Source organism: Leptospira idonii, assembly GCF_004770995.1.
Lineage (GTDB): Bacteria > Spirochaetota > Leptospiria > Leptospirales > Leptospiraceae > Leptospira_A > Leptospira_A idonii.
In genome coordinates this window covers 202,043-226,778 of sequence record NZ_RQHW01000013.1, presented here as the reverse complement: position 1 = coordinate 226,778, position 24,736 = coordinate 202,043, and the positions used below count along the sequence as shown (strand labels likewise).

Here is a 24,736-nt window from a genome sequence, read left to right as displayed (position 1 = left end):
GAAGTCATGAAAGCAGTCACTCTTCTTAAATACGATGAGAATCAACCCGCCTTGGAATTGAGAGAAAAGGAAATTCCGGAACCGAAAGACAACGAAGTTTTAATCCGGATACACGCTGCTCCGATCAATCCTTCTGACCTAATGTTCATTAGAGGGTTGTACGGAATCAAAAAGAAAGCACCTGTCTCCGCAGGATTCGAAGCCAGTGGAACCGTAGTCTCCGTGGGCAAAGACATCAAAACTCTCAAACCGGATATGAGAGTATCTTGCGTTGCCGGACATAATGACGGTTCTTGGGCCGAATATATGCTCACTACGGAAGAGAACTGTCTTCCTCTTTTGGATGAGATCACTCTTGATGAAGGAAGCAGTTTTTTCGTAAACCCGATGACTGCTTGGGCTATGGTCACAAAATGCCAAACGGAAAAACATGAAGCTATGATCCAAACCGCTTCCGCCAGCGCTTTGGGAAAGATGGTGGTTCGCCTTTGCCAAGAAAAGAAAATTCCCCTAATCAATGTTGTACGAAAGAAAGAGCAGGAAGATGCTCTCAAAGAAATCGGAGCCGAATACGTTTTGAACTCGGAAACTCCGGGTTTCGAAAAAGAACTTTTTAAAATCTCGAAAAAATTAAATGCAACCTATGCCATCGATGCGGTAGCGGGAGATACTGCGAAAAAGGTTCTGGAATGTATGCCTTACGGAGGAAAACTGGTATGTTACGGAGCTCTTTCCGAACAGCCTTTTTCCGTGAACGCAGGTATGATCCTTTTCCAAAACAAAAAAGTGGAAGGGTATTGGTTATCTTCCTGGATTTATTCCATAGGTTTGGAAGAGTTTCAAAAACAGGCGAAAGAAGCTCAGAAACATTTGAAGACCATATTCCAAACGAAAATCAATAAGAAGTTTTCTTTCTCTCAATTCGAAGAAGGTTTGGAATTTTACAAAAAACATATGACCGAAGGAAAAGTAGTTTTCACTCCATGATCCGTTTTTTCAAATCCGACATTTCCCGATTTTCCATCGGGATCTATTTTCTAATGACCGCCTTTACTCTTTCTTGCGTATCCGATGCCAAAAAAAATCTGGATCGTCTGAAGAAGTGTAAGGTGGAACTAGTCAACGTGGAAATAACTCTTCTTCCTAGCAAAGGTTTGGCTTTTATTCCTAATCTTTCCATCTCTCCCATTGTGGAAGTCACCAATCCGAATGAGGAAGATGTGGAAGTTTACGAATTCGATCTCGACCTAACACTAGTAAATGCTTCCGGAAAGGAAAAGGTGGGAAAGGTGAAAAATCTCTCTCCTCAAAAGGTGAGTGCGAAATCCTCCCTGATCATTCCTCTTCAATTGGATTTGGAAGATGAAAAAGGCGGCCCTTCTCGCATCATTCAAATAGGAATGAAGTTATTGTCCGCCGCTTCTCGAGGAGAAGACGCCGAATTTGAAATCGAAGGAAACATAAGTTTCGATACAGGACTCGGAAAAATCCCTCTTCCCGTTTCCGAAAAACAAACGATCCGACTGAAAAAATAGAATGAAACTTTTTTTTCCGTTGTTTCTTTGTTTCTCCTTACTTTTGTTTTCCTGCATCGATTCCAAAGACGAAATCTATTACGATGGAGCGGAAGCGAATTCTAAAATCTTTTCCGCCTACGCTCTGAAAGACGCTTCTTGCGGATCCAACCATCGCATTACAACCATTCTATTCGGAAGAGTGAAAGTGACCGATGTGAATCGCTGCATCAGTGCCGTGAATTTAATGGACTGTGTGGCTTGGAATGTGGAAGACCCTTCCCCTCTAAGCTGCAAATCCATCAATTATATATTCAAATAGTTATGCTGCGGTATCTTTTCAATTTTTCCCAAACCGAGTATGTACTTCTTTTACTGCTGATTTTAGCGGGGGGGTTTTTACTTCTGTTCGGACTTTTGAAAAGAAAACACAATCCTATTGCTTCGAAAACATCCGGCTCCAAAAACGATCCTTCTTCCAAAGAAGGGAAAGGAAAATCGAAAGACCCTGCCTTACAGGTGATGGAAATTTTCGATTATAACGGAACTAAGATACTCCACCAAGACGGAGCTTATACCGTGAACGACAAAGGGGTCGTTACCAACTATTCCAATTGGAATTTACTTCCCAGAAACTATCAGGCAATGGTTAAGGAACTCGATAAACGTTCTTTAGGCGAAAAAGGGCAGGATTACTTTTTGGAAATGATCAACGGTTTTTATTACGTCTCCCAACCGGGAGGAAAGAAAAAAAGATACGATTCGATCAGTGACATACCCCCGGACATTCGAAAAAAACTGGGGGTATGAAAATCAACTTTAGTGGCTGGTAACTACGGTTCTGCGAGCTGGAATTTTTTCTTTCACGGTTTTGTTTGCCGCTTTCGCTTTTTTCTCCAAATCTCTTCTTCTGCCTTCTTCCAAAACTTTCACAGGAGGCTTTTTCAAATCCCAGACGATTCCCACAAAACTCAAGGCTTTCAAAATGTAGTAGGATAGATCCACTTCGTACCAGTAGAATCCTTGGTTTACGGAAGAACAATAGTAATGATGGTTGTTGTGCCATCCTTCTCCCATAGTCAACAAAGCTAGAAAGAAATTGTTTTTACTCGTATCTCTGGATTCGAAACGAGCGGATCCGTAAACATGGGAAAGGGAATTGATGGTCCAAGTCGCATGACCTAACAAAAATGTGGCGACTGCGTACCCGTAAACCAAATAACCCCATCCTCCTACAAGATACAATCCGACCGCAAAACTCAAAGGAGCGATCCAATGATTTCGATCCAGCCATCTGAGTTCCGGATATTTGTAAAAATCGGGAATGAGTTTCGCTTCGTAATCGTTGTATTCGTTTCTTAAAAACCAGAACATGTGAGAATACCAAAACCCTTTTCGAGAAGGGGAATGGATGTCTTTCTCAGTATCCGAATATTTATGGTGGTTTCTATGATGGGCCGCCCACCAAAGAACTCCTTTTTGCATGGCCATTGAGCCGATCCAAGCCAGAATGAACTGGAACACTCGGGAAGTTTTGAAGGAAGCATGGGAAAAATAACGATGATATGCGGCAGTAATCCCGAACATTCTCAAAAAATAAGAACCTACTGCGACCCAAAACAACTCCCAACTGAAAGGAACCGTAAAAACGGTGAATACGGTTGCCTGGATGAGAAAGAAAAGAATCAAAAACAATAGGGGGGCTTGGTTTTTAATGACCGGTTCGATTTTCTGATGAGAAGTTTCCATAGTGAATCCTATGTAAGATAGGAGCCGTTTTCCGCAGATCGGTTGCAAAAAAATTCATTCTACTTGATTCCCGCACCCACCGCACCACCCTGTCCATAGAAACCATGTCCTCAAGAGTTGTTGTTCAAAAGTATGGTGGTACCTCCGTCGGCGACACCACAAAGATTAAGAACGTTGCAAAACGAATCAAACGTTATCATGACGAAGGAAACAAGGTGGCAGTCGTTGTCTCTGCAATGGGACATACTACGGATGAGCTGGTAGACCTTGCCGATCAAATTTCCCAAAATCCTCCCAAACGCGAAATGGATATGCTCCTTTCTACGGGAGAACAAGTTTCCATCGCACTTCTTGCGATCGCCTTAAATGAAATCGGCGTTCCCGCTCAATCCTTCACGGGTTCTCAAGTAAAGATACTCACTGACGGTAACTTTTCCAATGCGAAGATCGAAATGATCGACCGCACACGAATCGATGAAGCATTTAGCAAAGGAAAGGTGGTCATCGTTGCCGGCTTTCAAGGAATCGATAAGGACGAAAACATAGTCACCCTGGGAAGAGGGGGAAGCGACACTTCCGCAGTGGCCCTTGCTGCAGCGTTAGGCGCAGATGAATGTGAAATTTATACCGATGTGGACGGAGTGTACACTGCCGATCCGCGCAAAATTCCTACAGCGAAGATGCACAAACAAGTCACATACGAAGAGATGTTGGAACTGGCAAGTCTCGGAGCGGGAGTTCTTCATTCCCGAAGTGTTGAATTAGGAATGAACTATAACGTAGTGATTCATGTCCGATCCAGTTTTCACGATAAACCGGGAACTCTCGTTATGAGTGAGGAAAAAATTATGGAAAAAATGAAAGTAAGCGGAGTTACCGCAAAAGGCGATCAAGCTCGCGTAACCATCGCAGACGTAAAAGACAAACCTGGAATTGCTGCGGATCTATTCACTCAACTGGCAAACAAGGACGTAATCGTAGATGTGATCGTTCAATCCTCTCCGAGAGACGGAATCAATACGATCTCTTTCACTATCGCTAAAAAAGATATCTCTGCCGCAAAACCGATCATAGATACTTATGCGAAAGATCATGGAAACGGTAAGGCGGAAATCGACGAAAACATTGCGATCGTATCCGCAGTGGGTGTGGGAATGAAATCTCACGTAGGTGTGGCCGCAAAAATGTTCCAAGCATTGGCGGATAAAAGCATCAACATTGAAATGATCTCCACTTCAGAAATTAAAATTTCTTGTGTGATCAAACAGAATCAATCGGAAGAAGCGGTGAAAGCGCTTCATACTACCTTCATCGGTTGATTTTTTCCTGATTCGGGTGAAACAAGTTCCCTAAAAAGAGCCTTTTGCCCGAAAATCGAAAAATCTTCACCCTGCCGTCTTCATTTTACAATTGCTAAAATGAAGTAAAAATAGAAAACATAGGATATTAGGATTGTTCCCTTGAAAACGACCGTACGCATCCTTTCTGTTTTTTTACTTCTATTATCTTTTTCCGTTTATCCTTACGAATCCATCAATCAAGTCATTGCTATCGTGGGTACACGCTCCATTTCCCAAATCGAATATGAAGACGGAGTGGAACGATACAAATCCCTTTCTCGATTCGTTCCCGCTTATAGAAAAAAAGGTTCTTTGCATTCTCAGGTTTTGGATTTTCTCATCGATCGTGCCATCGTAGACATCGCTGCCGATGAAGAATCGATTCAAGTGAATGAAAAAAGAATCGAGGCTGAAATTCAAAAGAGAATGGAAGCACAGGGAATCACCGATATCGAACAATTCAAAAGAACCGTGCAGCAGCAATTCGGTCTTCCTTATAATCTTTGGCTGGAAGATCTCCCTTATCAGATTAAAAAAGGGCAGCTTCTTCAGGTAAAAGTGTCCCCTCCTCTTCCTTCCGAACAAGAAGTGGTGAGTTGGTATAACAAGAACAAGTCGAAGGTGGGATTCGAATTCAAGTTCAGAGAACTCATCATCTCTCCCGCAAACTCTTCCATCGATGAAGAGACAAGAGTTTTCCAGGAATTGAACGACATCAGGACCAAATCCATCAAAGATCCTTCTTTTTTCAAACTGGTTGCTTCCGGGCCAAGAAACGAATCCAGAAACAAAGCAAGCGGCGGTTTGGTGAACTGGATTCCCAGTTTCGAACTTTTTAAATCCCAACCTACTACCGCTTCCGTACTCAGCCAGGTACAACAAGGTAAAGTTTCGGAAGTATTCCGTGACGATCGAAAAAGATACTGTCTTGTTTTTGTGGAAGGGATTCGTCCGACTCCTCTGGATGCGGTAAGAAAAGGAATTCAAGGCCTTTTGTTTAGAGATAAGGAACAATCATCCTTCGAAGATTGGGTTGCAGTTACTAGAAAAAACACTCCTATCATCATATTCGATCCGATCTATATGAAAGAGTACAACATCTCTAATCCGGAAGAAAAATACAACGCAGACTAAAATGACGAAAAAGGACTACTTACCTTCTCTTGCTGCCGTTTTTTTGGATGAGGAATCGTTACGATTCTTAAAAAAAAATCCCAGTCCCGATTTATGGATACGATTCAAAAATCAAATCCATTCCGTATTTCCTAATTTAACAATACATATACGAACGAACGAGGATCTTACGGATTGGATCCGAAATGAAAAAGAGTTATCCGATCTTGTTTCTTATGACAATACGAGCAGCGAACTCGAATTTTTAAACCGCATCGGAGAAAAACTTCCTCCCTCTAAATACCAAGATCCGGATTGGGATGAAGTTTGTTTTTTATACTTCAAAGGCATTTCACCTTTGTTAGATGTCAATCTGATGAAAAGATCCTGGCAGAGACATACCGATTTTTTCAGTCAATATTCCTACAGCGAAAACCTTCCCGAAGGATTGATTCCCACAGTGATTTCCAGAGAGTTTTTAGCGACTCTACCGGACGGATTAGGAACGGAAGTTCATTCTTTTTTTCTGAAAAATATCAATCATTATGATGTGGATATATTTTTCGTTCCCCCGGACCTCAGACAATATAGGTTCGACCTTAGAGTCAGAGACTATCGTAGCTTGAATTTGATTCGATCCGTTTTAAATCAAACCAAAGAACCTGTTTACGAATCGATCCTTCCCGTTCTGAAAGAACAACCATCTATTTTTCGTTATGCGCCTTCCTATATAGAATGGGAAATATTCAGAGGAAACGAAACCCTCCCTATCTTCAGTCCGAAACAATTTCTTTCCAAGGACAAAGAAGGAAGTTTCATTTCCCATAAGGACGCAAAAACGATCCTTCAAAAACTCGATTCCGCATTTCCCAGTGAAATGACGTTTTGTTTGGGCGGTAGCGGAGAACCTCTTCTGCATCCTGAGTGGAAAGAAATCGTAAGTTCCATACTGGAATATTCGAATCTGAAAGAACTCATCATCGAAACCGGCCTGTACGGAAACAGAAATGACCTGATCGATTTCATCAACATCCTGCCGGAAGAAACCAAAAAGAAACTTTGTCTGATCGTAGATGTAACTACTCTCAAAGAAAACAGATATGAACAGATCTATGGAAAAAACTTTCTCTCTTCCGTGTTGGAAAATATAGAAAGCCTAAAACAAATTCTGCCTTCTACTTCTCTTTACGTTCAAATGATCAAAATGAAAGAAGTGGAAGATGAAATCGACGCCTACTTCACTTTCTTCGAGAAAAAGAACATCAATGTCATCCTGCAAAAATACAATTCTTATGCGGGCAAACTTCCCGAAAGAAGAGTAAGTGACCTAACACCGATTCATCGGGAATTCTGCTGGCATTTGGCGAGAGACCTGTACGTGAACGTGGACGGTGAAGTTTCCATCTGCAAACAGCACCAAACATACGGTCTAGGAAATATCCTCAAAGAAGATCTTTCCTCCATTTGGGAAAAAGGCCATCCTCACTTCCGCCAATCCTTTTTAGGAAATCATTCCGAAATACCGGCCCCTTGCGTGAACTGCGATGAATGGTACACCTTCAACGCCTAAACCGTTTGCGTTCATCCAGGCAAGATTCGGCTCCACTAGACTTCCTGGAAAAATATTAGATACGATTCCGAAAGAGAGTGAAACAACTCTTCTCGATCATATCCATAAACGCATATCCTGCGTCCTTCCTTCCGAACAAATCGTATTTTTAATACCGGAAAAAGACGAAGTTTTAATCTCCTTTTTAGAAAAAAGAAAGTATATATATTTTACAGGATCGGAAGACGACGTAAGAGAAAGATACAGACTGGCTGCTGAAAAATTCGGAGCAAAAGATATAATTCGCCTAACTGGAGATAATCCTTTTATAGATATCGTTTCGATCGAACTTTTATGGGAAGCGATGTTCTATTTAAAGAACAGAATGTACTGTTTATCGATCTCGGGTCTGCCTTTGGGAATGGGAGTGGAATGTTTTTCCTACGAAGCTTTGGTTTCGAAATGGGATGAAAAAACCGAAACTAAATATAAGGAACATGTAAGTCTTCACATCAAGGAAGATTTGAATCGATACTCTGTGTTTCGATTGTCCGCCCCTCATCTTACGGAAGAAGAACGAGGCCTTTCCACTCAGATCCGAATGACAATGGATGAAACTTTGGATCGGGAATTACTTCTGAAAGTTTGGAATCTTCTGGGAAAACAAAATCCTTTTTTCGGTGCCAAAGAAGTGATTCGACTCTATGAAGAAAATCAAGATTTGTTTTCTCTCAACCAACCGGTCAAACAAGTTACATTCTCTCTTCCTAAAAAAGAATTTTCAGGAAAAGAAATAGGTGTGTTGTACGGAGAACCGAAACGTTTGGGATCGGGTCATTTCGAAAGATGTAAATCCCTTTCCATCGAGCTGCAAATGAACGGATTTAACGTCTCTTTGGCGCCTCATTTAGAGAACGAAACTTTCGAATCCAAAGATGCTTATATCATCGATGCGAGAGAGGCAAGAACTCCTAAAGACAAACCTTTTTTCACGATCGATCATCTGGATTTTTCCCCTCATCAGCAAAACTCTTGTTTGTTTCTGATGCATCCTAGATGGCCGGAGACGATTCTTCCTTTTTATTCTTCTCCATTACTCTCCTCCTTTCGAAATCGAAACAGCAAACAAGGGCAATGGATGATTTATGCAGGTTCTCTATCTAAGGAAGAATCTTTTTCTTTGGACGAATATGTGACGAATGTTTTGGCTCCTCATTGGAAGATTGATTCCATCTTGAGGATCGGAGGTGCGAAACCGGAAAAACAAAACATCCGCTTCCACGAAAGACTCACCAAATGGGAATATTATTCCGCTCTTTCCGAATCGGAAGGTTTTATCTCTTATTTCGGGCAAAGTATGATGGAAGCATTGTATTTGGAAAAAAAACTTGCTATCTTTGGAATGACTGAAATTCACAAAGAGTTAGGAGAATTTTTCGAGAGACAAACGAAAGTTCCCTATCTGGGAGAACCCGAAAACTGGATACAAACTCAGAAAGAACCTTCTTCTGAAAAACACAACCTGATCAGAAATGCTCAAAATAAAATATTACAATGGTTACACTCGATTTGAAACAACTCTCTCTTAAACTACTGCCAATCACTCTCTTCTTATTCGTATTGCATTCCGAAACTTTTTCCCTTTTGGGGCAAGGTACCCCGAACGAATCGGATGTTTTCAAATATAAAATCGAATTGGAAAAAACGGGAAGAACCATCATCAATGCGCTTCGTTACGGAAAGTTCGGAGTGGCTGATTTCGAATGGAAAAAACTCCAAGCAGAACCTTACAAGTCTGAGGCGGAATATTATTATCTAGCCGGATCCATTCACTACTCCCGATTGGAATGGCCGGAAGCAAAAGAGAATCTTACCAAAGCTCTTGCAAAAGAACCGAATCATGAAGCGGCAAGTTACCTTCTGGGAATGATTTATGCTCAGGAAGACAATTGGATGGAAGCGAAAGATACTTGGTTGGAAACGAATCAAATTTCTCCTTATAATCCTTTTTATCATTACAATTTGGGAGTCGCATACTATATATTAGGTGAATATTCAAAAGCGATCGACTCCCTTTCCAAATCTTTGGAATACAAACCCAATTATTTGGAAGCGAAAACGATCCTCGCCAAAACCTATGCGGACACAGGACATTATGAAGAAGCGAAAAAGGAAATCGCTTCCATCTTGGAGGCGGATCCTAAAAATAATTTCGCATCCAATCTTATGGGAAGGATCGTTTACGTTACGGAAAAAGATCCTAAAAAAGCGTTAGCGAATCTAAAAGACGAACGAATCTTAGGTTGGAGAGAGAAAAAAGTTTACGCACGCTGTTATTATGAGGTGAGAAAATGGAGAAATGCGGAAGCTCTTTTCAGAACAATCGCCTTTTCTCCATTTGCCGATGACTACGATCAAAGTTTTTATTTGAATTTACTTTTGAATTTAGGTTTGGAAGAAAAGGCGAACGAGTTCTTTCACTTCAGCCAGAAGAAAAACAAAAACGATTCTACGATTGCGGAAGCTTACAGGATGCTCCTCTCCAGCAGAGAGGGCAAAACCTTACTGTATCACTACTTCAAAGTCAGATACTGACTAGGAAACGACTACTTCCGTTTTGGTCTGAGTGTATTTCCACTCTACGGCCACACGGATGAGTTTTTCATTTTCGTGAATGCTTAACTTTGTTTTGATTCTGGAACGAAGAGTTTCGATGGTAGATGCGGCAAGACCCATACTTGCTGCGATTTCCTTCACAGGCATTCCTTCTCCGATCATCAAAAACACTTCCAGCTCTCTGTTGGAAAGTCTGTCGATAGGATCTTTCTCTTCTTTTTGCGAACTGCGGTACAAATGACCTAAAAGCCTTGTGGCTTGGGAAGAACTTACGAAATAATCTCCACGCAGAACGGTATGAATCGCTTCCACGATTTGAGTAGTAGTATCTTCCTTAAATACGTAACCCATCGCACCCAATTTGAAAGCACGATCCACAAAAGTGTCATCTGTAAGCATACTGATGATCACAACTGCAATATTAGGGAAAGCGGTGCGAAGTTTTTTAAGAAGCTGAAGACCGTTTTGGTTTTGTCTCAATTGAATATCGATCAAAACCAAACTAGGTTGCAGGTTTTCTATCTCGGCAAACGCCTTCTCTATGTTATCCGAGCTTCCGATGCACTCCAAATCTTCCGATTTGGAAATTAAATTCTGAAGGGCGTCGACAACCAAAGGATGGTCATCGACGATATAAACCTGCTTTTTCATGTTTCACCAACTACGATTCTTTAAGCGCGTTGATCATCTCTTGAGTAGCTTTCTTCCCATCTCCAAATAACATTAAACAGTTGTCTGCAATGAACAATGGATTCGGAACTCCCGCAAAACCCGGACTGAGTGATCTTTTTATCACAATTACTGTTTTCGCTTTATCGACATCCAAGATCGGCATTCCCGCAATAGGAGATGTCGGATCCGTTTTGGCCAATGGATTTGTTACATCATTTGCACCGTTGACAATTACAACATCAACATTTTCGAAAGTACTGTTAATCTCGTCCATTTCTTTCAGTCTATCGTACGGAATATCCGCTTCCGCAAGAAGAACGTTCATATGTCCCGGCATACGCCCTGCCACAGGGTGAATCGCAAAAGTAACATCGATTCCCTTATTTGTAAGCAATTGGTAAAGATCTCGAACAGTATGCTGTGCTTGCGCAACCGCCATACCGTAACCTGGAACGATCACTACGCTGCGGGCAATATCAAGTAGCATGGCAACTTCTTCAGAGCTTGTGGATTTCACTTTGCCATGATAAAAATTACCGTCATCTTTCACTTCTCCGCTAGCAGCAGCACCGAAACCGCCAAAAAGAACATTCGTCAAACTTCGATTCATCGCTTTACACATGATCTGAGTCAGAATGATCCCCGAAGCTCCTACAAGAGAACCGGAGATGATAAGAACGTTGTTATTCAAAACGAAACCGGTTGCGGAAGCTGCGATACCAGAATAGGAGTTCAAAAGGGAAATGACCACAGGCATATCCGCTCCTCCGATAGGTACCACAAGCAGGATTCCTAACAACAAACTCACTCCGCTCAAAATCCAGTAAATGGATTCATCGGTAGGAGCCAGAACGTTATAAACCCCTAGTCCGATACAAACGAGTCCGATAACTACCTTAACAATTTGGTCACCGGAATATCTCACAGCTTTTTCAGTGATAAACCCTTGTAGTTTACCGAATGCGACAAAACTTCCGCTGAAAGTCACCCCGCCTACAACGGCAGAGAATACGATGGAAATGATTTCTTGATAATTGACTATATAGGTATATCTGGGAATGGAAATTTGAAGAGCAGAACCTGCCACAAGAACCGAAGCAATACCACCTAAACCGTTCAAAACTGCAACCAATTGAGGCATAGCAGTCATTTGGATTTTGTAAGCAAGTACCACACCAATCAAGGAACCGACTACGATCCCGGCAAGAATCAATGTGTAATCTACAATTTGATGGTCAAACAGAGTTACCACAACGGCAATGAACATACCTACCGCACCCAGCATGTTTCCCCTAGTAGCGGTTTTAGGGTGAGCCAACTGCTTTAAACCTACAATGAATAGGACAGAAGCTATTAGATAAGAGATATTGAGTATATGAGCTAAAGTCATTGAATTTCCGATTAGTCCTTCTTTTTAAACATGGCGAGCATACGATGTGTCACAAGAAATCCACCAACTACGTTGACGGTGGCAAAAATGACAGATAAAAGACCTAAGATCTTAGTGATGTTGGTGTAGTCGCCCGGAAGTCCGGCCGAAAACAAGGCTCCGATCAAAGTGATTCCAGAAATCGCATTGGAACCCGACATAAGTGGGGTGTGAAGGATGGGTGGGATTTTTGTGATGATTTCAAATCCAACGAAAATCGCCAAAACGAAGATCGTGACTGCTGTTACAAATATTTCCATAGGTTTAGAAGTAGTTATGTAGAATTTGGGGTTTTTGGAAAACCAAATTTTATGGAGAATTCACTTGTATTTGATGAGAAAGGAATCTTCAGTACCGGATTTGCTCTGCCCATCCAAATTGCCATCCGTATCACCAGTGAGAGAAAGACCCCCGTAAATATCGGAAGACATGCCTTTGGAGGAGGTATTGGATCCGGAAGTTCCGAAAACACGAGTCCAGATTTGATTTCCATCCAAATCGTATTTGGTAAGATATCCATCCTTCAAACCTATCTTGGTATTTCCTTCCAAATTGCCGTTCGTATTTCCTGTGGTGTAGATATGGCCTGCATTGTCCGCATAAATATCCGCTGAATTCGTCGTGGAAGAACTCCCTCCTCCCAAAAGACGAGTCTAAAGTTTAACTCCTGCTAAGTTATATTTGGATAGCATTTGTACTTCAGTGCCGGATTTGATTTGGCCGTCCAAATTACCGGTTGTGTATCCGGCTGTATAAACATTTCCCATCCCGTCCCAAGAAACTGCCATAGCTTCCGTGCTGGCTGAGGCAACTCCAGAAAGGCGAATCCATTGTCTCGTTCCATCGGAAGTGATTCCAGCCCCGAGAGTTTCGGATAATGTAGGATAAATGCGAGTCCAAAGAAGATTCCCTTCGCTATCGAACTTAGAAATGAAAAAATTCTCATAAGAACCGATCTTAGGTATTCCCGACAAAGATCCATTTGTCGTTCCCGTAATATAAATATTACCATTAAGATCAGTGGCGGAAGACTTTGCAGTAGTGATCGCACCGGATGCGCCTAGAAGGCGGATCCACACTTTGATTCCTTGGTTGTCTTGATAGATGATTTTATCGGAACAAACTCCTTGTTTCAAAGCGCAACGAACTAACTCCGTTTGCCAAAAGGAAAGAGTTCCATGTTCTGAAGGATTATTAAAATCGATTTTTTGGCAGTTCGAGAGGAAAAAACAAATCAGAAAAAAAAAGTAAAAGCGTAAAAGCATAGAAGATCTAGTTCAAAAACTTTGTGAAAGGATAAAATTTGAAGATCTTCCGCTCTCAAAGCCTTTTCTTTCTTAGTATTCAGGAAACCCATTTTTGGCAATGGTTTTGCCAAAATAGGATTTCCTTTGCTCGTTTCAAAGAATGATAAGTATAAACAATTGTATTTTAAGTACAAATGGAAGTATTGTGGGGAATTTGTGAATATATCTCCCCGCCCTGATCGATGGGTGGGGAACTAGACCCGCCACCCAATGCCTTCCATCTATCAAAATTTTTCAATTTACGCAAAGGTTATTCGGAATTTCAAAAATTTTTTGAAATTCTTTTCACCTTTTTGCCTATTCGTTGAACATATATTAAACTATTTTCTTTCCAACTGAGATACGTCTCTCACAGCTCCCGTATGTGCGGAAGTTGTCATGGCGGCATACGCTTTCAATGCAGCGGATACGTATCGATCTCTTTGTTTCGGTTTCCAAGCAAGAGCCCCTTTCGCTTCCATAGCGGCTCTTCTCTTTTCCAATTCGGAATCGGAGATTTTTAATTCTATTTTACGGTTAGGGATATCGATCTCGATCGTATCTCCTTCTTCCACAAGCCCGATGATTCCTTTTTCCGCCGCTTCCGGAGAAACATGACCGATGGATAAACCGGAAGTTCCTCCTGAAAAACGACCATCCGTCAAAAGAGCACAAGCTTTCCCTAATCCTTTGGATTTGAGATACGAAGTAGGATACAACATTTCTTGCATCCCTGGCCCGCCTTTAGGACCTTCATAACGAATCACTACTACATCACCCGCTACGATTTGGTTTCCTAAAATCTTTTCCGTAGCTTCATCCTGGCTTTCCATTACACGAGCCTTTCCGGTGAACTTCCAAATAGACTCGTCCACTCCTGCGGTCTTCACAATACAACCATAAGGTGCCAAATTTCCAAACAGAACCGCCAAACCACCGTCTTGTGAATAGGCATGTTCTTTGTTTCTAATACATCCGTTTTCTCTGTCCAAATCAAGTTCGGGCCATCTCATGGATTGGGAAAAAGGTTCAACAGTGCGGATTCCTCCGGGGGCGGCCAAAAATAATTCTTTAGATTTCGCCCCTTCCTTCGCTTTAACAATATCCCATTCGTCGATCGCTTTACCGATGGTTTCCGTGTGAACGGTAGGAACTTCTCTGTTGATGAGACCTGCACGATCCAACTCAGCTAAAATTCCCATAATCCCGCCCGCACGATGGACGTCTTCAATGTGGTATTTTTGAGTGGCGGGAGCCACCTTACAAAGGCAAGGTGTCTTTCGAGAGATTTTGTCGATATCTTTCACTGTAAAATCGACACCCGCTTCTCTTGCGGCAGCTAATATATGTAATACCGTGTTTGTGGAACCGCCCATCGCAACATCAAGGCTCATCGCATTTTGAAATGCGCCGAATGTGGCGATGTTTCTAGGAAGAACGGATTGATCTTCTTTTTCATAATATCTTTTCGCCATGTCGACAATTTGTCTGCCGGCATTTAAAAACAGTTCCTTTCGATCGGAATGTGTGGCGAGGATCGTTCCGTTGCCTGGAAGTGAAAGCCCCAAAGCTTCCGTCAAACAGTTCATTGAATTTGCAGTAAACATCCCGGAACAAGAACCGCAGGTAGGACAAGCAGACCGTTCGATAGAAGCGATTTCTTCATCGGAAACATTAGGATTGGCAGCATCTACCATCGCATCCACAAGGTCTAACTTTCGAGTTTCCCCTTTCCAAATGACTTTCCCTGCTTCCATCGGCCCGCCGGAAACGAAAATCGTAGGAATGTTTAACCGCATAGCAGCCATTAACATACCTGGAGTGATTTTATCACAATTCGAAATACAAAGAAGAGCGTCCGCAGTATGTGCGTTCACCATATACTCTACAGAGTCTGCGATCAAATCCCTGCTGGGAAGAGAATACAACATCCCTCCGTGGCCCATTGCAATTCCGTCGTCGACTGCAATCGTATTGAACTCTTTGGCCACTCCGCCCGCTTTTTCGATTTCTCTGGCAACCATCTGGCCGAGATCTTTCAAGTGCACATGACCTGGAACGAATTGAGTGAACGAATTCGCAATGGCAATGATCGGCTTACCGAAATCATTGTCTTTCATTCCAGTCGCTCTCCAAAGAGCTCTGGCTCCGGCCATATTTCGACCATGAGTGGATGTGCGGGATCTATACTGAGGCATAATACCAATATCCTATTTATTTTTAGACTTACAATGATTATTAGTTAGAGAAAGGAATTCGAAAAAGATCCTCTCGAATTTTCGGAAATTATTTGTATTTGATAAGAAATGCGTCTTGGATTCCCGATCTCACCTGGCCGTCAAAATTTCCGTTGGTGATACCGGTGACATAAAGAGTTCCGTAAATATCGGAAGACAACCCTCTTCCTTCCACATCCACCAGACTTGCACCGGAAAGACGAACCCAAATCAAATTCCCTTCCGAGTCGTATTTCGTAAGAACCGCATCCTTAGTTCCATTGATAGCGACTCCATTCAAACTACCGGAAGTGTATCCTGCAGTGTAGATATGTCCTGAATTGTCCGCATAAACTCCTGTCGCAGCAGTATTCGTTGTTCCTCCCGCACCCAAAAGACGGGTCCACAACCTAACACCTGCTGAATTATATTTGGAAAGTACTTGGACATTATTTCCCGAGACAGTCTGACCGTCCAATGGATTGAGCGTGTTTCCTGCGATGTAAATCGATCCTTTGCGATCCGCAGAAATCCCTCTCATCTGAGTCGTACCCCCCGACACGCCTAGAACACTTGCCCATATCAGAGCACCGTTGTCCGGACGAAAAGACATCACTATGGAATCACTTAGTCCGCCGGGCAAACTCACTCCCGCTAAAGTCCCACTGCCGCCAGTTTCACCTAACACAAGAATGGTTCCGGAAACCGGTTCGAAACTGATTCCGTATCCGTAAGCACCTACTGCCGCATTTCCGATCAATCGAGACCAAAGTTTGTTTCCATTCCGATCGTATTTCACAAAAAATAGATTTCTTCCCCCTAAAGCGGATTCTCCATCTAATAGCTGTTCTTCTGTATTTCCTGTGATGTAAACATTTCCTTGTGGATCGGATGCGGTAGATAAACCTAAAGTTTCCGAAGGTGTTCTGTAAATCCTAGTCCATAAAACGGAACCTGCCGAATTCATTTTGATCAAAACATATCCGTCGCCCGATCCGGATTCCCCGTTTAAATCCCCGCCTCCCGAACCTGCGACCAGAATGTCACCGAAGGCATCCACATGAATGGAGTCGCAGTAAAGAGAACTGACGACAGTACTTCCCATCAAACGAATCCAAACGCGGTTTCCTCCGCTGTCATATTTGGCGACGTAGTAATTATAATTCGAACCGATCATCGGTTCTCCCCCTAAGGAGCCGCTTGTGGTACCTGCAAAATACGTATTTCCGAAACGATCCGTAGCGGAAGCTTTCGTGTCCGTATTGACGGAACTCGCTCCTAAAAAGCGGGTCCATTCCTTGATTCCTTCGTTGTTTTGCGGGATCTCAGTTTCTTTAGGAACGCATATCCCCTGACCCAAAGCACATCGAAGCATTTCCGTTTCCCAAAATGATTTTGTGCCCGGTTCTGCAGGATGATTTAGATTTAAATTTCGACATTGCATCGAAATCAAAACTAAAAATAGAAATAAATAATTTCTAAGAGCCATGTCAACGAAGCGATCCTTTTCGTTTAGACTAAAGAAGTGTCTATAACTCCTGCTTCTGCAAAACCTTTCGCGCGAAGAATACAAGAATCACATTTGCCGCACGCCTTGCCTCGAACCGGATCATAACAAGAATGGGTCAAATGAAAAGGAACTCCCACTTCCAATCCGGCAAGCACGATCTCTTTTTTATTCAGATGAAGGAGAGGAGTTTTGATTCGGATGGAATCTCCCTGTCCGGTGACTCCTTTTTTAGTCCCTAGATTCGCCATCTTTTGAAAAGATTCTATGAATTCGGGACGGCAGTCGGGATAACCGGAATAATCCAAAGCGTTGACTCCGATATAAATGGAATCGTAACCGTGTCCTTCGGCCAAAGACAAAGCAAAAGATAAGAATAGGATATTTCTGCCGGGAACATAAGTATTCGGAATTTCCTTATCTTCTCCGCTAAACAAAGATTTGGCGTTTTTTCTGACTTTTATCTTTTTTTCAGTAAGGGAACTTCCCAGAAAAAACTGAGGATCTAATTTTTGTACGAGATGTTTGATCCCGAGTAATTTAGCGATCTTTTTGCTTTTTTGAATCTCTATCTTATGTTTTTGGGAATAATCGAAAGATAGAGCAAGTAAAGGTAATTTTTTATTTTTCGGGTAACCGTAATCGCGGGCAGCAAGATAAAGACAAGTGGTAGAATCCAAACCGCCTGACAGAAGTACAACGGCTCCTTTTGCTTCGGGAAGATTTTCTTTTTTCGGATTCGGTTGGGAACCCATGAAACTACCTCTTAGGGCCTCTGTAAACGCAAGAGCTTGTGCAGGTTTCGTAAACTGTGATTTGATCCAAAAGAGGAAGCTGAGGTTTGATTTTGTTCCAAATCCAAACGGCAACATTTTCGCTCGTTGGATTTTCCAAACCTTTCACATCGTTTAAAATGTAATGATCCAAATGTTCGTCGATGATCGGTTTTACTATGCTTTTGAGTTCGCCAAAGTCCATCACCCAGCCAGTATGAGGATCGATCTCGCCTTTGAGAGTGACTGAAAATCGAAAGCTGTGGCCGTGCATTCTTTTGCACTTATGACCTTCCGGAACATTCGGTAAAAAATGAGCGGCTTCGAAACCGAACGTTTTGGAGAGTTCAATTTCCTCCATAAAACTACTCTTCTACCGCATACTCTGTGAACAAAGACTTTTGGTTTCCTATATGTTCTTGGAACTCTACCGGGTAATTGGAAGTAAAACATGCATCGCAGAAACCTCCCCCCTTATGACCTTCCACAGCACCGTGCATACCATCTAATGTAAGATAGGCGATTGAATCGACTCGGAGATATTTTTTGATCTCGTCGATGCTGTGCGTGGCTGCGATCAATTCATTATGGGTAGGAATATCGATTCCATAATAACAAGGAGAAATGGTAGGAGGAGCGGAAACTCTGAAATGGATTTCTTTGGCTCCCGCATTGCGGATCATTTTAATGATCTTTCTGCTTGTGGTTCCCCGCATAACAGAATCGTCTATGACCACGACTCGTTTGCCGTCAACCACTTCCTTCACTACGTTGTATTTGATTTTAGCACCGAAATCCCTGATCTTTTGATCGGGCTCGATGAAAGTTCTTCCCACATAATGAGAACGGATGAGCCCGCTTTGGTAAGGAATTCCTGATTCTTCACTGTAACCCAATGCTGCGATCGTAGCAGAATCGGGAACAGGGATGACAACATCGGCCTCCACTGGCATCACTCTTGCCAATTGACGACCCAATGACTTTCTTACTTTGTAAACGGAATCCCCGAAGATATAGGAATCGGGCCGTGCAAAATAGATGTATTCGAAAATGCAAAGACTCGGTTTTGCTTTGGCAAAAGGATATAGGGAACGCATTCCCGTATGATCGATGACGATCATTTCTCCCGGCTCAACATCTCTTACATATTCCGTTTCCGTGATATCGAAAGCACAAGTTTCGGAAGCGAAAACGATGGAACCGTCGGAACGTTTTCCCATCACCAAAGGACGGAAACCGTTCGGATCTCTCACTGCCACCAAATAACGAGGAGTGAGAACCAGAAGAGAGTAAGCTCCTCTGATTTGGTTCAAGGATTCGCAAAGAGCCTGAAGTAAGTCATTCGCATGACTTTTTGCCATCAAATGGACAATCACTTCGGAATCGATCGTAGTTTGGAAGATGGAACCGTCTCTTTCCAATTTATTACGAATGTCCCAGGAATTAACTAAATTTCCGTTATGCGCTAGAGCGATGGGACCCAGATGGGATTCGACCCGAATCGGCTGGGCATTCCTCAAAAAACTAGCGCCTGTTGTAGAATAGCGGTTATGACCGATGGCTGAGTCACCGATGAGTTCTTTGATTTTCGTTTGGGTGAAAATATTGGCGACTAAGCCCATATTTGCATAACGATAAAGGTGAGAACCGTCGGTGGAAACAATCCCGCTGGACTCTTGTCCTCGGTGCTGCATGGAGTAAAGACCCAGGTAAGTAAAATTAGCCGCTTCTTTACTGTTGTAGATGCCAAAAATGGCACACTCTTCTTTTGGTTTGTCAGATTGAAGAATCATTGGTAGAATGACAATTGCAGTATTTCTAAAATCGCAATTAGATGCAAATCAATTCCAACTATATTCTCGTCGACTCTCCAAAAGCGCTCGATCTTGCACTGATCAACCTCAGACAGTCGAAAATCCTATCGATTGACACAGAATCCTCGGGTTATTACACGTATTACCCACGAGTTTGCCTCATTCAGATCAATTCCAACGGTAAAAATTACATCATCGACCCCTTAAAAATTCCGGATTTGAAGGGTTTGAGTCCCCTTTTTGCGGATCCGAACATCTTAAAAATTTTTCATTCTGCGCAAGATGACATCAAAGCGCTGAAAAGAGATTTCGGTTTTCAATTCAAAAATGTCGCAGATACGATGATCAGTTCTCGGCTGCTTTCTTTGGAACAAAGCTCTTTATCCTTCGTTGTCGAGTTCTATCACCAGGTCACTCTCTCTAAAGTGGAACAAAAATCGAATTGGGAAATTCGTCCTCTTCAAAAACAACAACTACGTTATGCGGCGCTAGACACTGCTTATCTTGAATCCATCTGGCTCAAGATGGAAGAGGAATTGAAACGACGCAATCTTTACGAAGAAGCAAAATCCGATTTCGAATTCACTGCAGCAGAAGAGTATGTAGCCAAAGAAGGAGAAGGTTTTTCTTTGGCGAAGTTCCCCGATATAGTCAATTTCACTCCTCTTGAAAGAAGAAAAATTTTAGAACTTCTTCGCTACAGAGATGAGAAAGCGAAAAAGATCAACAAAGCAAGTTTCAGAGTCTTCAATAACGATAAACTTTCTCAAGCAGTGAAAGAGCAACCTAACGAAGGTAAATGTATCGAGTGGTTTGGAAAAAAAGACGGAAGTGAAATTTACAAACTGCTCGTCAGTGAATACAACGATCCGATAGAAGCATCTGAACTTTCCAAACGTCACGGGGAAGATCTCAACGAAGAAGAGGACAAAAAATTCGAATCCGCTAAAAAGTGGAGACTTCGCGTAATGAGAATTAGGCGAATGGAACATTCCCTTCTTCCTTCCAACAAACAATTGATCATTATTTTAAAATCGAATCCGAGCAATCTGGAAGAACTGAGAGCTTTGAAAGTTTTTTCCGATTGGAAAGTAGATAATTACGGTCCTTCTCTTCTGGCAGCTCTTTCCGGACTGCACTACGACTCCATGCTGAATCGTTTGGTGGCGATCCGATCCAAAGAAGCCTTCGTAGCCAAAAGGAGAAAAAAACAGAACTTCTCTCAAAAGGAAGGCTGATGTTAGACCTCACTTCTCTTTCCGAAAAACTTTCGCAAGATTGGAAAGAGAAGCCCGATACGAACGAAACCGTTTCCAGCGTCATCATTCCTATTTTCCACGATCCCCATCTGGGCCAAGGACTCATCCTGCAACAAAGGTCCGTACATCTCAAATCTCATCCCGGCCAAATCGCATTTCCGGGAGGGGTAATGGAAGAAGGAGACGCAGATCTATTGGACTGTGCTCTTAGGGAATGGGAAGAAGAGATGGGAGTCCCTCGCAGCCGTTTGCAGATTTTAGGAAGGTATGCAGGATTAAAAACCAGAACCGGTTACCACATCACTCCTTTTGTGGGGCTCTATGAAGGAGAACTCAAGTTTTCATGTAACATCGAAGAGGTGGAAAGAACAATCACTCTTCCTCTGCAATCCCTGTTCACACTCCCCTTTTATGCATTAAAAATTCCGAACCGAAAACCGGAAGAATATGTCTATTATTTCGATCTGGAAGACGGGCTATTATGGGGTGCTACTTGCGAAATCATCCTCCGCTTTTTGAAGGAATTCGCTCATTTCGATCGAAAACCGAAATTAGTGGCTCCCAATCTCTCCCAACCTCCTTTTTTAGACCCGAAACGACTCTAAGGTAAATTCGAAGAAACACCGAAGTACATTCTGTGGTTTCGGTTCGCAGGCGATTTTTTATCTTTTCGGTAGGGATTTTTCTTTTATCCTCCTTCCATTCCGTATCGCCAGACATCTCCATTTCCATCCCATCTAACAAAAGATATGTTTTTATACTGGATGCCAGCGGTTCCATGACGGAAAAGCTGAACGGAAGAACCAGAATGGAAATCGCAAAAGAACAAATGACTCAGGTTTTATCAGGGCTGCCGAAAGACAGCGAAGTAGGATTCGTCGCCTATGGAAACAGAATCGCAGGATGCAACTCGGCAAGGTTATATCATCCCATACAAAGAGGAGGTGCTTCCGCAGTCATAGGAAAATTGTACGGTGTGGTTCCGGCGGGATCTACTCCCATTGCAAATACCTTGGAAATCGTGGGAGAATACATCCTTTCCGAAAATAAAGAAACCGATATCATTTTCATTTCGGACGGAGTGGAAAGTTGTGAGGGAGATCCTCTCGCCGTATTACATGCATTAAAAACTAGAGGCAAAAAATTCAATCTTCAGATTATGGGAATCGCCATCGATTCCAAAGGAGAAGAGGATTTTGCCAAATTAGCAGCCATAGGAAACGGAAAGTATTATCCAGTAAAAGATAAAGAAGATATGGAACTTGCTTTCCAATCCATATTCTCAGGAAATCCTCCCGTTTATCTTCCTCCCACGAAAAAGGAAGATCCTAAAAAAGAGACGGATGTACCGGCTAACATCCGCATCGTAAGCATCCTGCCTTATACTTCCCTGGAAGGATCGGAAACTTATATTCTTCATTTTGAATACGATGGAATTCCGAATATTCAGGATTATATGATCCAAATGAACGTATTTTCCAAAGAGGAAAAAAACAATTCCTTCCCGATCCCTCCCCTCAGAGAAAGAAGAATGGGGGATTTGATGTTCCATGACGTTCAATTCCGGGAAGGAAGAAACGGGAAAGGGAAAATGATCATTCCCAAAAAATCCTTAAAGGAAATCCAAACCTCTTTGGAGTTATGGAGTCTGGACGACATTCCCAAGATTATTGCCAAATCGGAAACAAAACAACTTCAGGACTTTTCCAAAACCACCCGACAATCTAAGTAATGAGACAAAATCTTCTTTTTTCCGCCCTGATTTTCGGAAGCCTAATTTGTAGTTTGTCAATTTCTGCGCAATCTTCGAAAAAAATTTCCGAAGTGTACGAAACGGAAAATAAAAAACAAGGCGAACTGCTTTTTCGAAAAGCGCAGGAATTTTTTGAAGATCGTAACTACACAAAATCCATCGAAGAATTAAAGTTATTTTTAGTCCTCTATCCCCGTCATTCCCGTGAATGGGAGGCTAGGAAATTACTTTCTTCCTCATTCCGCAAAACCGGAGATACCTTGGCTCTTGCCCAAAACGAGTTACGTATGTACAAAGATTATCCCAATACGGAAGACGGATTGGATGCATATCTGGAATCCGCACGGGCTTTCCTTCGGCTGGGAAAAGAAGAAAAAGCCATTTCTATCTTAAAAGATATCACTACAAATACCTTCTCTTCCAAGATCGCTCAGGAAGCCGAATTGGAATTGTCGCAGATGGAAATTTTAGGTGAGATTAAAAATAACTAATTTTCGGGAAAATATTGCCTCCCTGCTTTCCGATAATAAAGTAGGCAAGTCCCCCAAGTAAAGGCTCAGAGTAATTTAAAGATGTCATTTTTTCAAATGGTTACCTTCCCTGCGAATTCCTACATTATTGTAGAGGGAAAGAAAGATGCGAATAACTTCTATATCATTAGAGAAGGGAAAGTCCGCGTCACCAGAGAGACTGCCGTTGTAGGGGAAGATCCGAACCAAGTCCTCGGGCCGGGAGACTTTTTCGGTGTCGTTGCTGCGATGAGCCAACACGCTCAAATCGAATCCGCTACATCCCTAACAAACGTTTCACTCATCTCCGTCAGTTACGATCAATTCGGAACTCTGATCCAAAAATCGACAGCTGTTGCGATGAACATCATTCGATTCTTTTCGATGAAGTTGCGTCAGTTCGATACTACCATCACTCGTTTGTCTTTTCGAAATGCGGTGGAAGAAGATCCGAACGAACTTTTCAAAATCGGGGAATATTATTTCCAACAGCAAAACAACCAACACGCTACTTTTGCTTATCAAAGTTATTTGAAACATTTGCCGAACGGTCAGTTCGTACCTCAGGCAAAACTCAGACTTCAGACGATGAATCAGGCATTCCAAGGCCCTGCCATCGACTATACAAAGTTCAACCGTAATTATAAAGACAGTGAAATGATCTTTTGTGAACACGAGCCGGGTAAGGAACTTTTTATCCTGCAGCAAGGTAAGGTAAAAATCTCCAAAATCGTGAATCAAAACGAAGTGATGTTAGCCGTTCTTCAAGCGGGCGATATCTTCGGTGAAATGGCGATCTTGGACAATAAACCCAGATCCGCTTCCGCAATCGCTTCCGGAGACGTGGAACTTCTTGCCATCAACAAAGCCAACTTCGAAGGGATGGTAAAGGCGCAGCCTCAATTGGCAACGAGACTCATCACTCTTTTATCAGAAAGAATTTGGACCGCTTATAAACAACTTGCCAACTTACTTTTAAAAGACTCTCAAGCGCGTATCGTAGATACATTAATGACCTTAGCTGAAAAAAATAGAGTCAAAATTGCGCCAAAACAGACTTATAATTTTGAGATAGGTACTAAAGACCTATTAAAAATGGTGGGACTTACTGATCCCAAAGATGAACTCATCATTGCAGAGTTAATGAAGCAAAATAAGTTTATTCGTTTAGATTTGGGAAAAATCGTCTGCTCCGACATGGCTGAATTGGAAAAACTCGTCCAATTTTATCATAAGAAGGCGTCGATGGAGAATAAGCTCAAGAAGCTGAAATAAATTTCTTGCAAGCAAACTTCCTCTATCGATCCTTTAGAGGCCAGTTAAAAACATGAACGAAAAAATACTAATTGAAGAAAAAGGAAATACGATCCGAGTTCGCTTTATGGATCAAATCTTGGATGGGAATTCATCCGAGTTAAGAGAAACCCTCGGAAGTATCTTGGAAAAGAACGTTTCCGAAGTGTATCTAGATTTAGAAAAAGTTGTTATCGTAAGTTCGCTTGGAATTTCACGTTTGCTTTCTTTTAAGAACAAAGCGGATGAAAAGAAAATCGCGGTTAAGATCGTAAATATCCAAGATAAACTGAAAGAGACCTTAAAGAAGCTGATGCTGGATCAATTCTTCGGACTTTAATTCC

The 24,736-nt window shown here is 42.2% G+C and carries 26 protein-coding genes; 15 read left to right on the top strand and 11 right to left on the bottom strand.

What is annotated here, in order from left to right; translation table 11 throughout:
• The first annotated feature begins 6 nt into the window (after positions 1 to 6).
• The 4 genes from EHS15_RS04465 to EHS15_RS04450 are packed head-to-tail and all read left to right on the top strand — an operon-like array spanning position 7 to position 2,324.
• Positions 7 to 987, top strand: coding sequence for a zinc-binding dehydrogenase (locus tag EHS15_RS04465; protein WP_246051891.1), 981 nt, complete (start codon positions 7 to 9; stop codon positions 985 to 987).
• The gene (locus tag EHS15_RS04460; protein ID WP_135759329.1) at positions 984 to 1,535 is read left to right on the top strand and encodes an LEA/WHy family protein; all 552 of its coding nucleotides are present in this window, start codon (positions 984 to 986) and stop codon (positions 1,533 to 1,535) included. The genes EHS15_RS04465 and EHS15_RS04460 overlap by 4 nt, the downstream gene beginning before the upstream one ends.
• A 1-nt stretch (position 1,536) precedes the next feature.
• A complete protein-coding gene (locus EHS15_RS04455) occupies positions 1,537 to 1,836 on the top strand; it encodes an LIC13255 family lipoprotein (protein ID WP_135759328.1) in 300 nt (99 codons plus the stop codon).
• A 2-nt stretch (positions 1,837 to 1,838) separates the two neighbouring features.
• Complete coding sequence (locus tag EHS15_RS04450; RefSeq protein ID WP_135759327.1) at positions 1,839 to 2,324, top strand: hypothetical protein; 486 nt, start codon at positions 1,839 to 1,841, stop codon at positions 2,322 to 2,324.
• Between the two features lie 9 nt (positions 2,325 to 2,333).
• Here EHS15_RS04450 and EHS15_RS04445 read toward each other — a convergent pair whose 3' ends face one another.
• Entirely contained in the window at positions 2,334 to 3,263 is a 930-nt protein-coding gene (locus EHS15_RS04445; RefSeq protein ID WP_135759326.1) for an acyl-CoA desaturase, read from the bottom strand.
• Positions 3,264 to 3,367: 104 nt separating this feature from the next.
• Here EHS15_RS04445 and EHS15_RS04440 point away from each other — a divergent pair, with 104 nt between their 5' ends.
• From EHS15_RS04440 to EHS15_RS04420, 5 genes are all read left to right on the top strand, one after another.
• A complete protein-coding gene (locus tag EHS15_RS04440; RefSeq protein WP_135759325.1) occupies positions 3,368 to 4,582 on the top strand; it encodes an aspartate kinase in 1,215 nt (404 codons plus the stop codon).
• A 141-nt stretch (positions 4,583 to 4,723) separates the two neighbouring features.
• Entirely contained in the window at positions 4,724 to 5,737 is a 1,014-nt protein-coding gene (locus tag EHS15_RS04435; RefSeq protein ID WP_246051890.1) for a putative peptidyl-prolyl cis-trans isomerase, read from the top strand.
• Between the two features lies 1 nt (position 5,738).
• Positions 5,739 to 7,286: a spiro-SPASM protein gene (locus EHS15_RS04430; protein WP_135759323.1), complete on the top strand. Its 1,548-nt coding sequence runs from the start codon at positions 5,739 to 5,741 to the stop codon at positions 7,284 to 7,286.
• Positions 7,261 to 8,838, top strand: a complete 1,578-nt coding sequence (locus EHS15_RS04425) for a cytidylyltransferase domain-containing protein (RefSeq protein ID WP_135759322.1) — start codon at positions 7,261 to 7,263, stop codon at positions 8,836 to 8,838. The genes EHS15_RS04430 and EHS15_RS04425 overlap by 26 nt, the downstream gene beginning before the upstream one ends.
• Positions 8,820 to 9,860, top strand: coding sequence for a tetratricopeptide repeat protein (locus tag EHS15_RS04420; protein ID WP_135759321.1), 1,041 nt, complete (start codon positions 8,820 to 8,822; stop codon positions 9,858 to 9,860). Before EHS15_RS04425 ends, EHS15_RS04420 begins: the two co-directional genes overlap by 19 nt.
• Here EHS15_RS04420 and EHS15_RS04415 read toward each other — a convergent pair whose 3' ends face one another.
• The 10 genes from EHS15_RS04415 to purF all read right to left on the bottom strand — a co-directional run bounded on the left by EHS15_RS04415 (position 9,861) and on the right by purF (position 19,557).
• Positions 9,861 to 10,532, bottom strand: a complete 672-nt coding sequence (locus EHS15_RS04415) for a response regulator transcription factor (protein ID WP_135759320.1) — start codon at positions 10,530 to 10,532, stop codon at positions 9,861 to 9,863.
• A gap of 10 nt (positions 10,533 to 10,542) precedes the next feature.
• Entirely contained in the window at positions 10,543 to 11,943 is a 1,401-nt protein-coding gene (locus EHS15_RS04410; RefSeq protein WP_135759319.1) for an NAD(P)(+) transhydrogenase (Re/Si-specific) subunit beta, read from the bottom strand.
• Between the two features lie 11 nt (positions 11,944 to 11,954).
• Entirely contained in the window at positions 11,955 to 12,242 is a 288-nt protein-coding gene (locus EHS15_RS04405; RefSeq protein ID WP_135759318.1) for an NAD(P) transhydrogenase subunit alpha part 2, read from the bottom strand.
• A 60-nt stretch (positions 12,243 to 12,302) separates the two neighbouring features.
• The gene (locus EHS15_RS19300) at positions 12,303 to 12,626 is read right to left on the bottom strand and encodes an SBBP repeat-containing protein (protein WP_246051889.1); all 324 of its coding nucleotides are present in this window, start codon (positions 12,624 to 12,626) and stop codon (positions 12,303 to 12,305) included.
• Positions 12,627 to 12,635: 9 nt separating this feature from the next.
• Positions 12,636 to 13,247, bottom strand: a complete 612-nt coding sequence (locus tag EHS15_RS19295; RefSeq protein ID WP_246051888.1) for an SBBP repeat-containing protein — start codon at positions 13,245 to 13,247, stop codon at positions 12,636 to 12,638.
• 362 nt (positions 13,248 to 13,609) lie between these two features.
• Positions 13,610 to 15,466 carry a dihydroxy-acid dehydratase gene (ilvD, locus tag EHS15_RS04395; RefSeq protein ID WP_135759317.1) on the bottom strand — a complete coding sequence of 619 codons (1,857 nt, stop codon included), beginning with the start codon at positions 15,464 to 15,466 and terminating at the stop codon, positions 13,610 to 13,612.
• Between the two features lie 88 nt (positions 15,467 to 15,554).
• Complete coding sequence (locus EHS15_RS04390; protein WP_135759316.1) at positions 15,555 to 16,973, bottom strand: SBBP repeat-containing protein; 1,419 nt, start codon at positions 16,971 to 16,973, stop codon at positions 15,555 to 15,557.
• Between the two features lie 23 nt (positions 16,974 to 16,996).
• Positions 16,997 to 17,746, bottom strand: coding sequence for a 7-cyano-7-deazaguanine synthase QueC (gene queC / locus EHS15_RS04385; RefSeq protein WP_135759315.1), 750 nt, complete (start codon positions 17,744 to 17,746; stop codon positions 16,997 to 16,999).
• Between the two features lie 4 nt (positions 17,747 to 17,750).
• Positions 17,751 to 18,125 carry a 6-carboxytetrahydropterin synthase QueD gene (gene queD, locus EHS15_RS04380; RefSeq protein WP_135759314.1) on the bottom strand — a complete coding sequence of 125 codons (375 nt, stop codon included), beginning with the start codon at positions 18,123 to 18,125 and terminating at the stop codon, positions 17,751 to 17,753.
• A 4-nt stretch (positions 18,126 to 18,129) separates the two neighbouring features.
• Positions 18,130 to 19,557: an amidophosphoribosyltransferase gene (gene purF, locus EHS15_RS04375; RefSeq protein WP_135759313.1), complete on the bottom strand. Its 1,428-nt coding sequence runs from the start codon at positions 19,555 to 19,557 to the stop codon at positions 18,130 to 18,132.
• A gap of 41 nt (positions 19,558 to 19,598) precedes the next feature.
• On the opposite strand from purF, the gene EHS15_RS04370 reads away from it, so the two are divergent.
• The 6 genes from EHS15_RS04370 (at position 19,599) to EHS15_RS04345 (ending at position 24,732) form a co-directional block, all read left to right on the top strand.
• A complete protein-coding gene (locus EHS15_RS04370; protein ID WP_135759312.1) occupies positions 19,599 to 20,816 on the top strand; it encodes a ribonuclease D in 1,218 nt (405 codons plus the stop codon).
• Positions 20,813 to 21,442: an NUDIX hydrolase gene (locus EHS15_RS04365; protein ID WP_425460622.1), complete on the top strand. Its 630-nt coding sequence runs from the start codon at positions 20,813 to 20,815 to the stop codon at positions 21,440 to 21,442. The genes EHS15_RS04370 and EHS15_RS04365 overlap by 4 nt, the downstream gene beginning before the upstream one ends.
• A gap of 32 nt (positions 21,443 to 21,474) precedes the next feature.
• A complete protein-coding gene (locus tag EHS15_RS04360) occupies positions 21,475 to 22,569 on the top strand; it encodes a vWA domain-containing protein (RefSeq protein WP_246051887.1) in 1,095 nt (364 codons plus the stop codon).
• A 53-nt stretch (positions 22,570 to 22,622) separates the two neighbouring features.
• Positions 22,623 to 23,081 carry a tetratricopeptide repeat protein gene (locus EHS15_RS04355; RefSeq protein ID WP_135759310.1) on the top strand — a complete coding sequence of 153 codons (459 nt, stop codon included), beginning with the start codon at positions 22,623 to 22,625 and terminating at the stop codon, positions 23,079 to 23,081.
• An 81-nt stretch (positions 23,082 to 23,162) separates the two neighbouring features.
• The gene (locus EHS15_RS04350; RefSeq protein WP_135759309.1) at positions 23,163 to 24,374 is read left to right on the top strand and encodes a Crp/Fnr family transcriptional regulator; all 1,212 of its coding nucleotides are present in this window, start codon (positions 23,163 to 23,165) and stop codon (positions 24,372 to 24,374) included.
• A gap of 52 nt (positions 24,375 to 24,426) precedes the next feature.
• Entirely contained in the window at positions 24,427 to 24,732 is a 306-nt protein-coding gene (locus EHS15_RS04345) for an STAS domain-containing protein (protein ID WP_135759308.1), read from the top strand.
• The last annotated feature ends 4 nt before the right edge of the window (positions 24,733 to 24,736 follow it).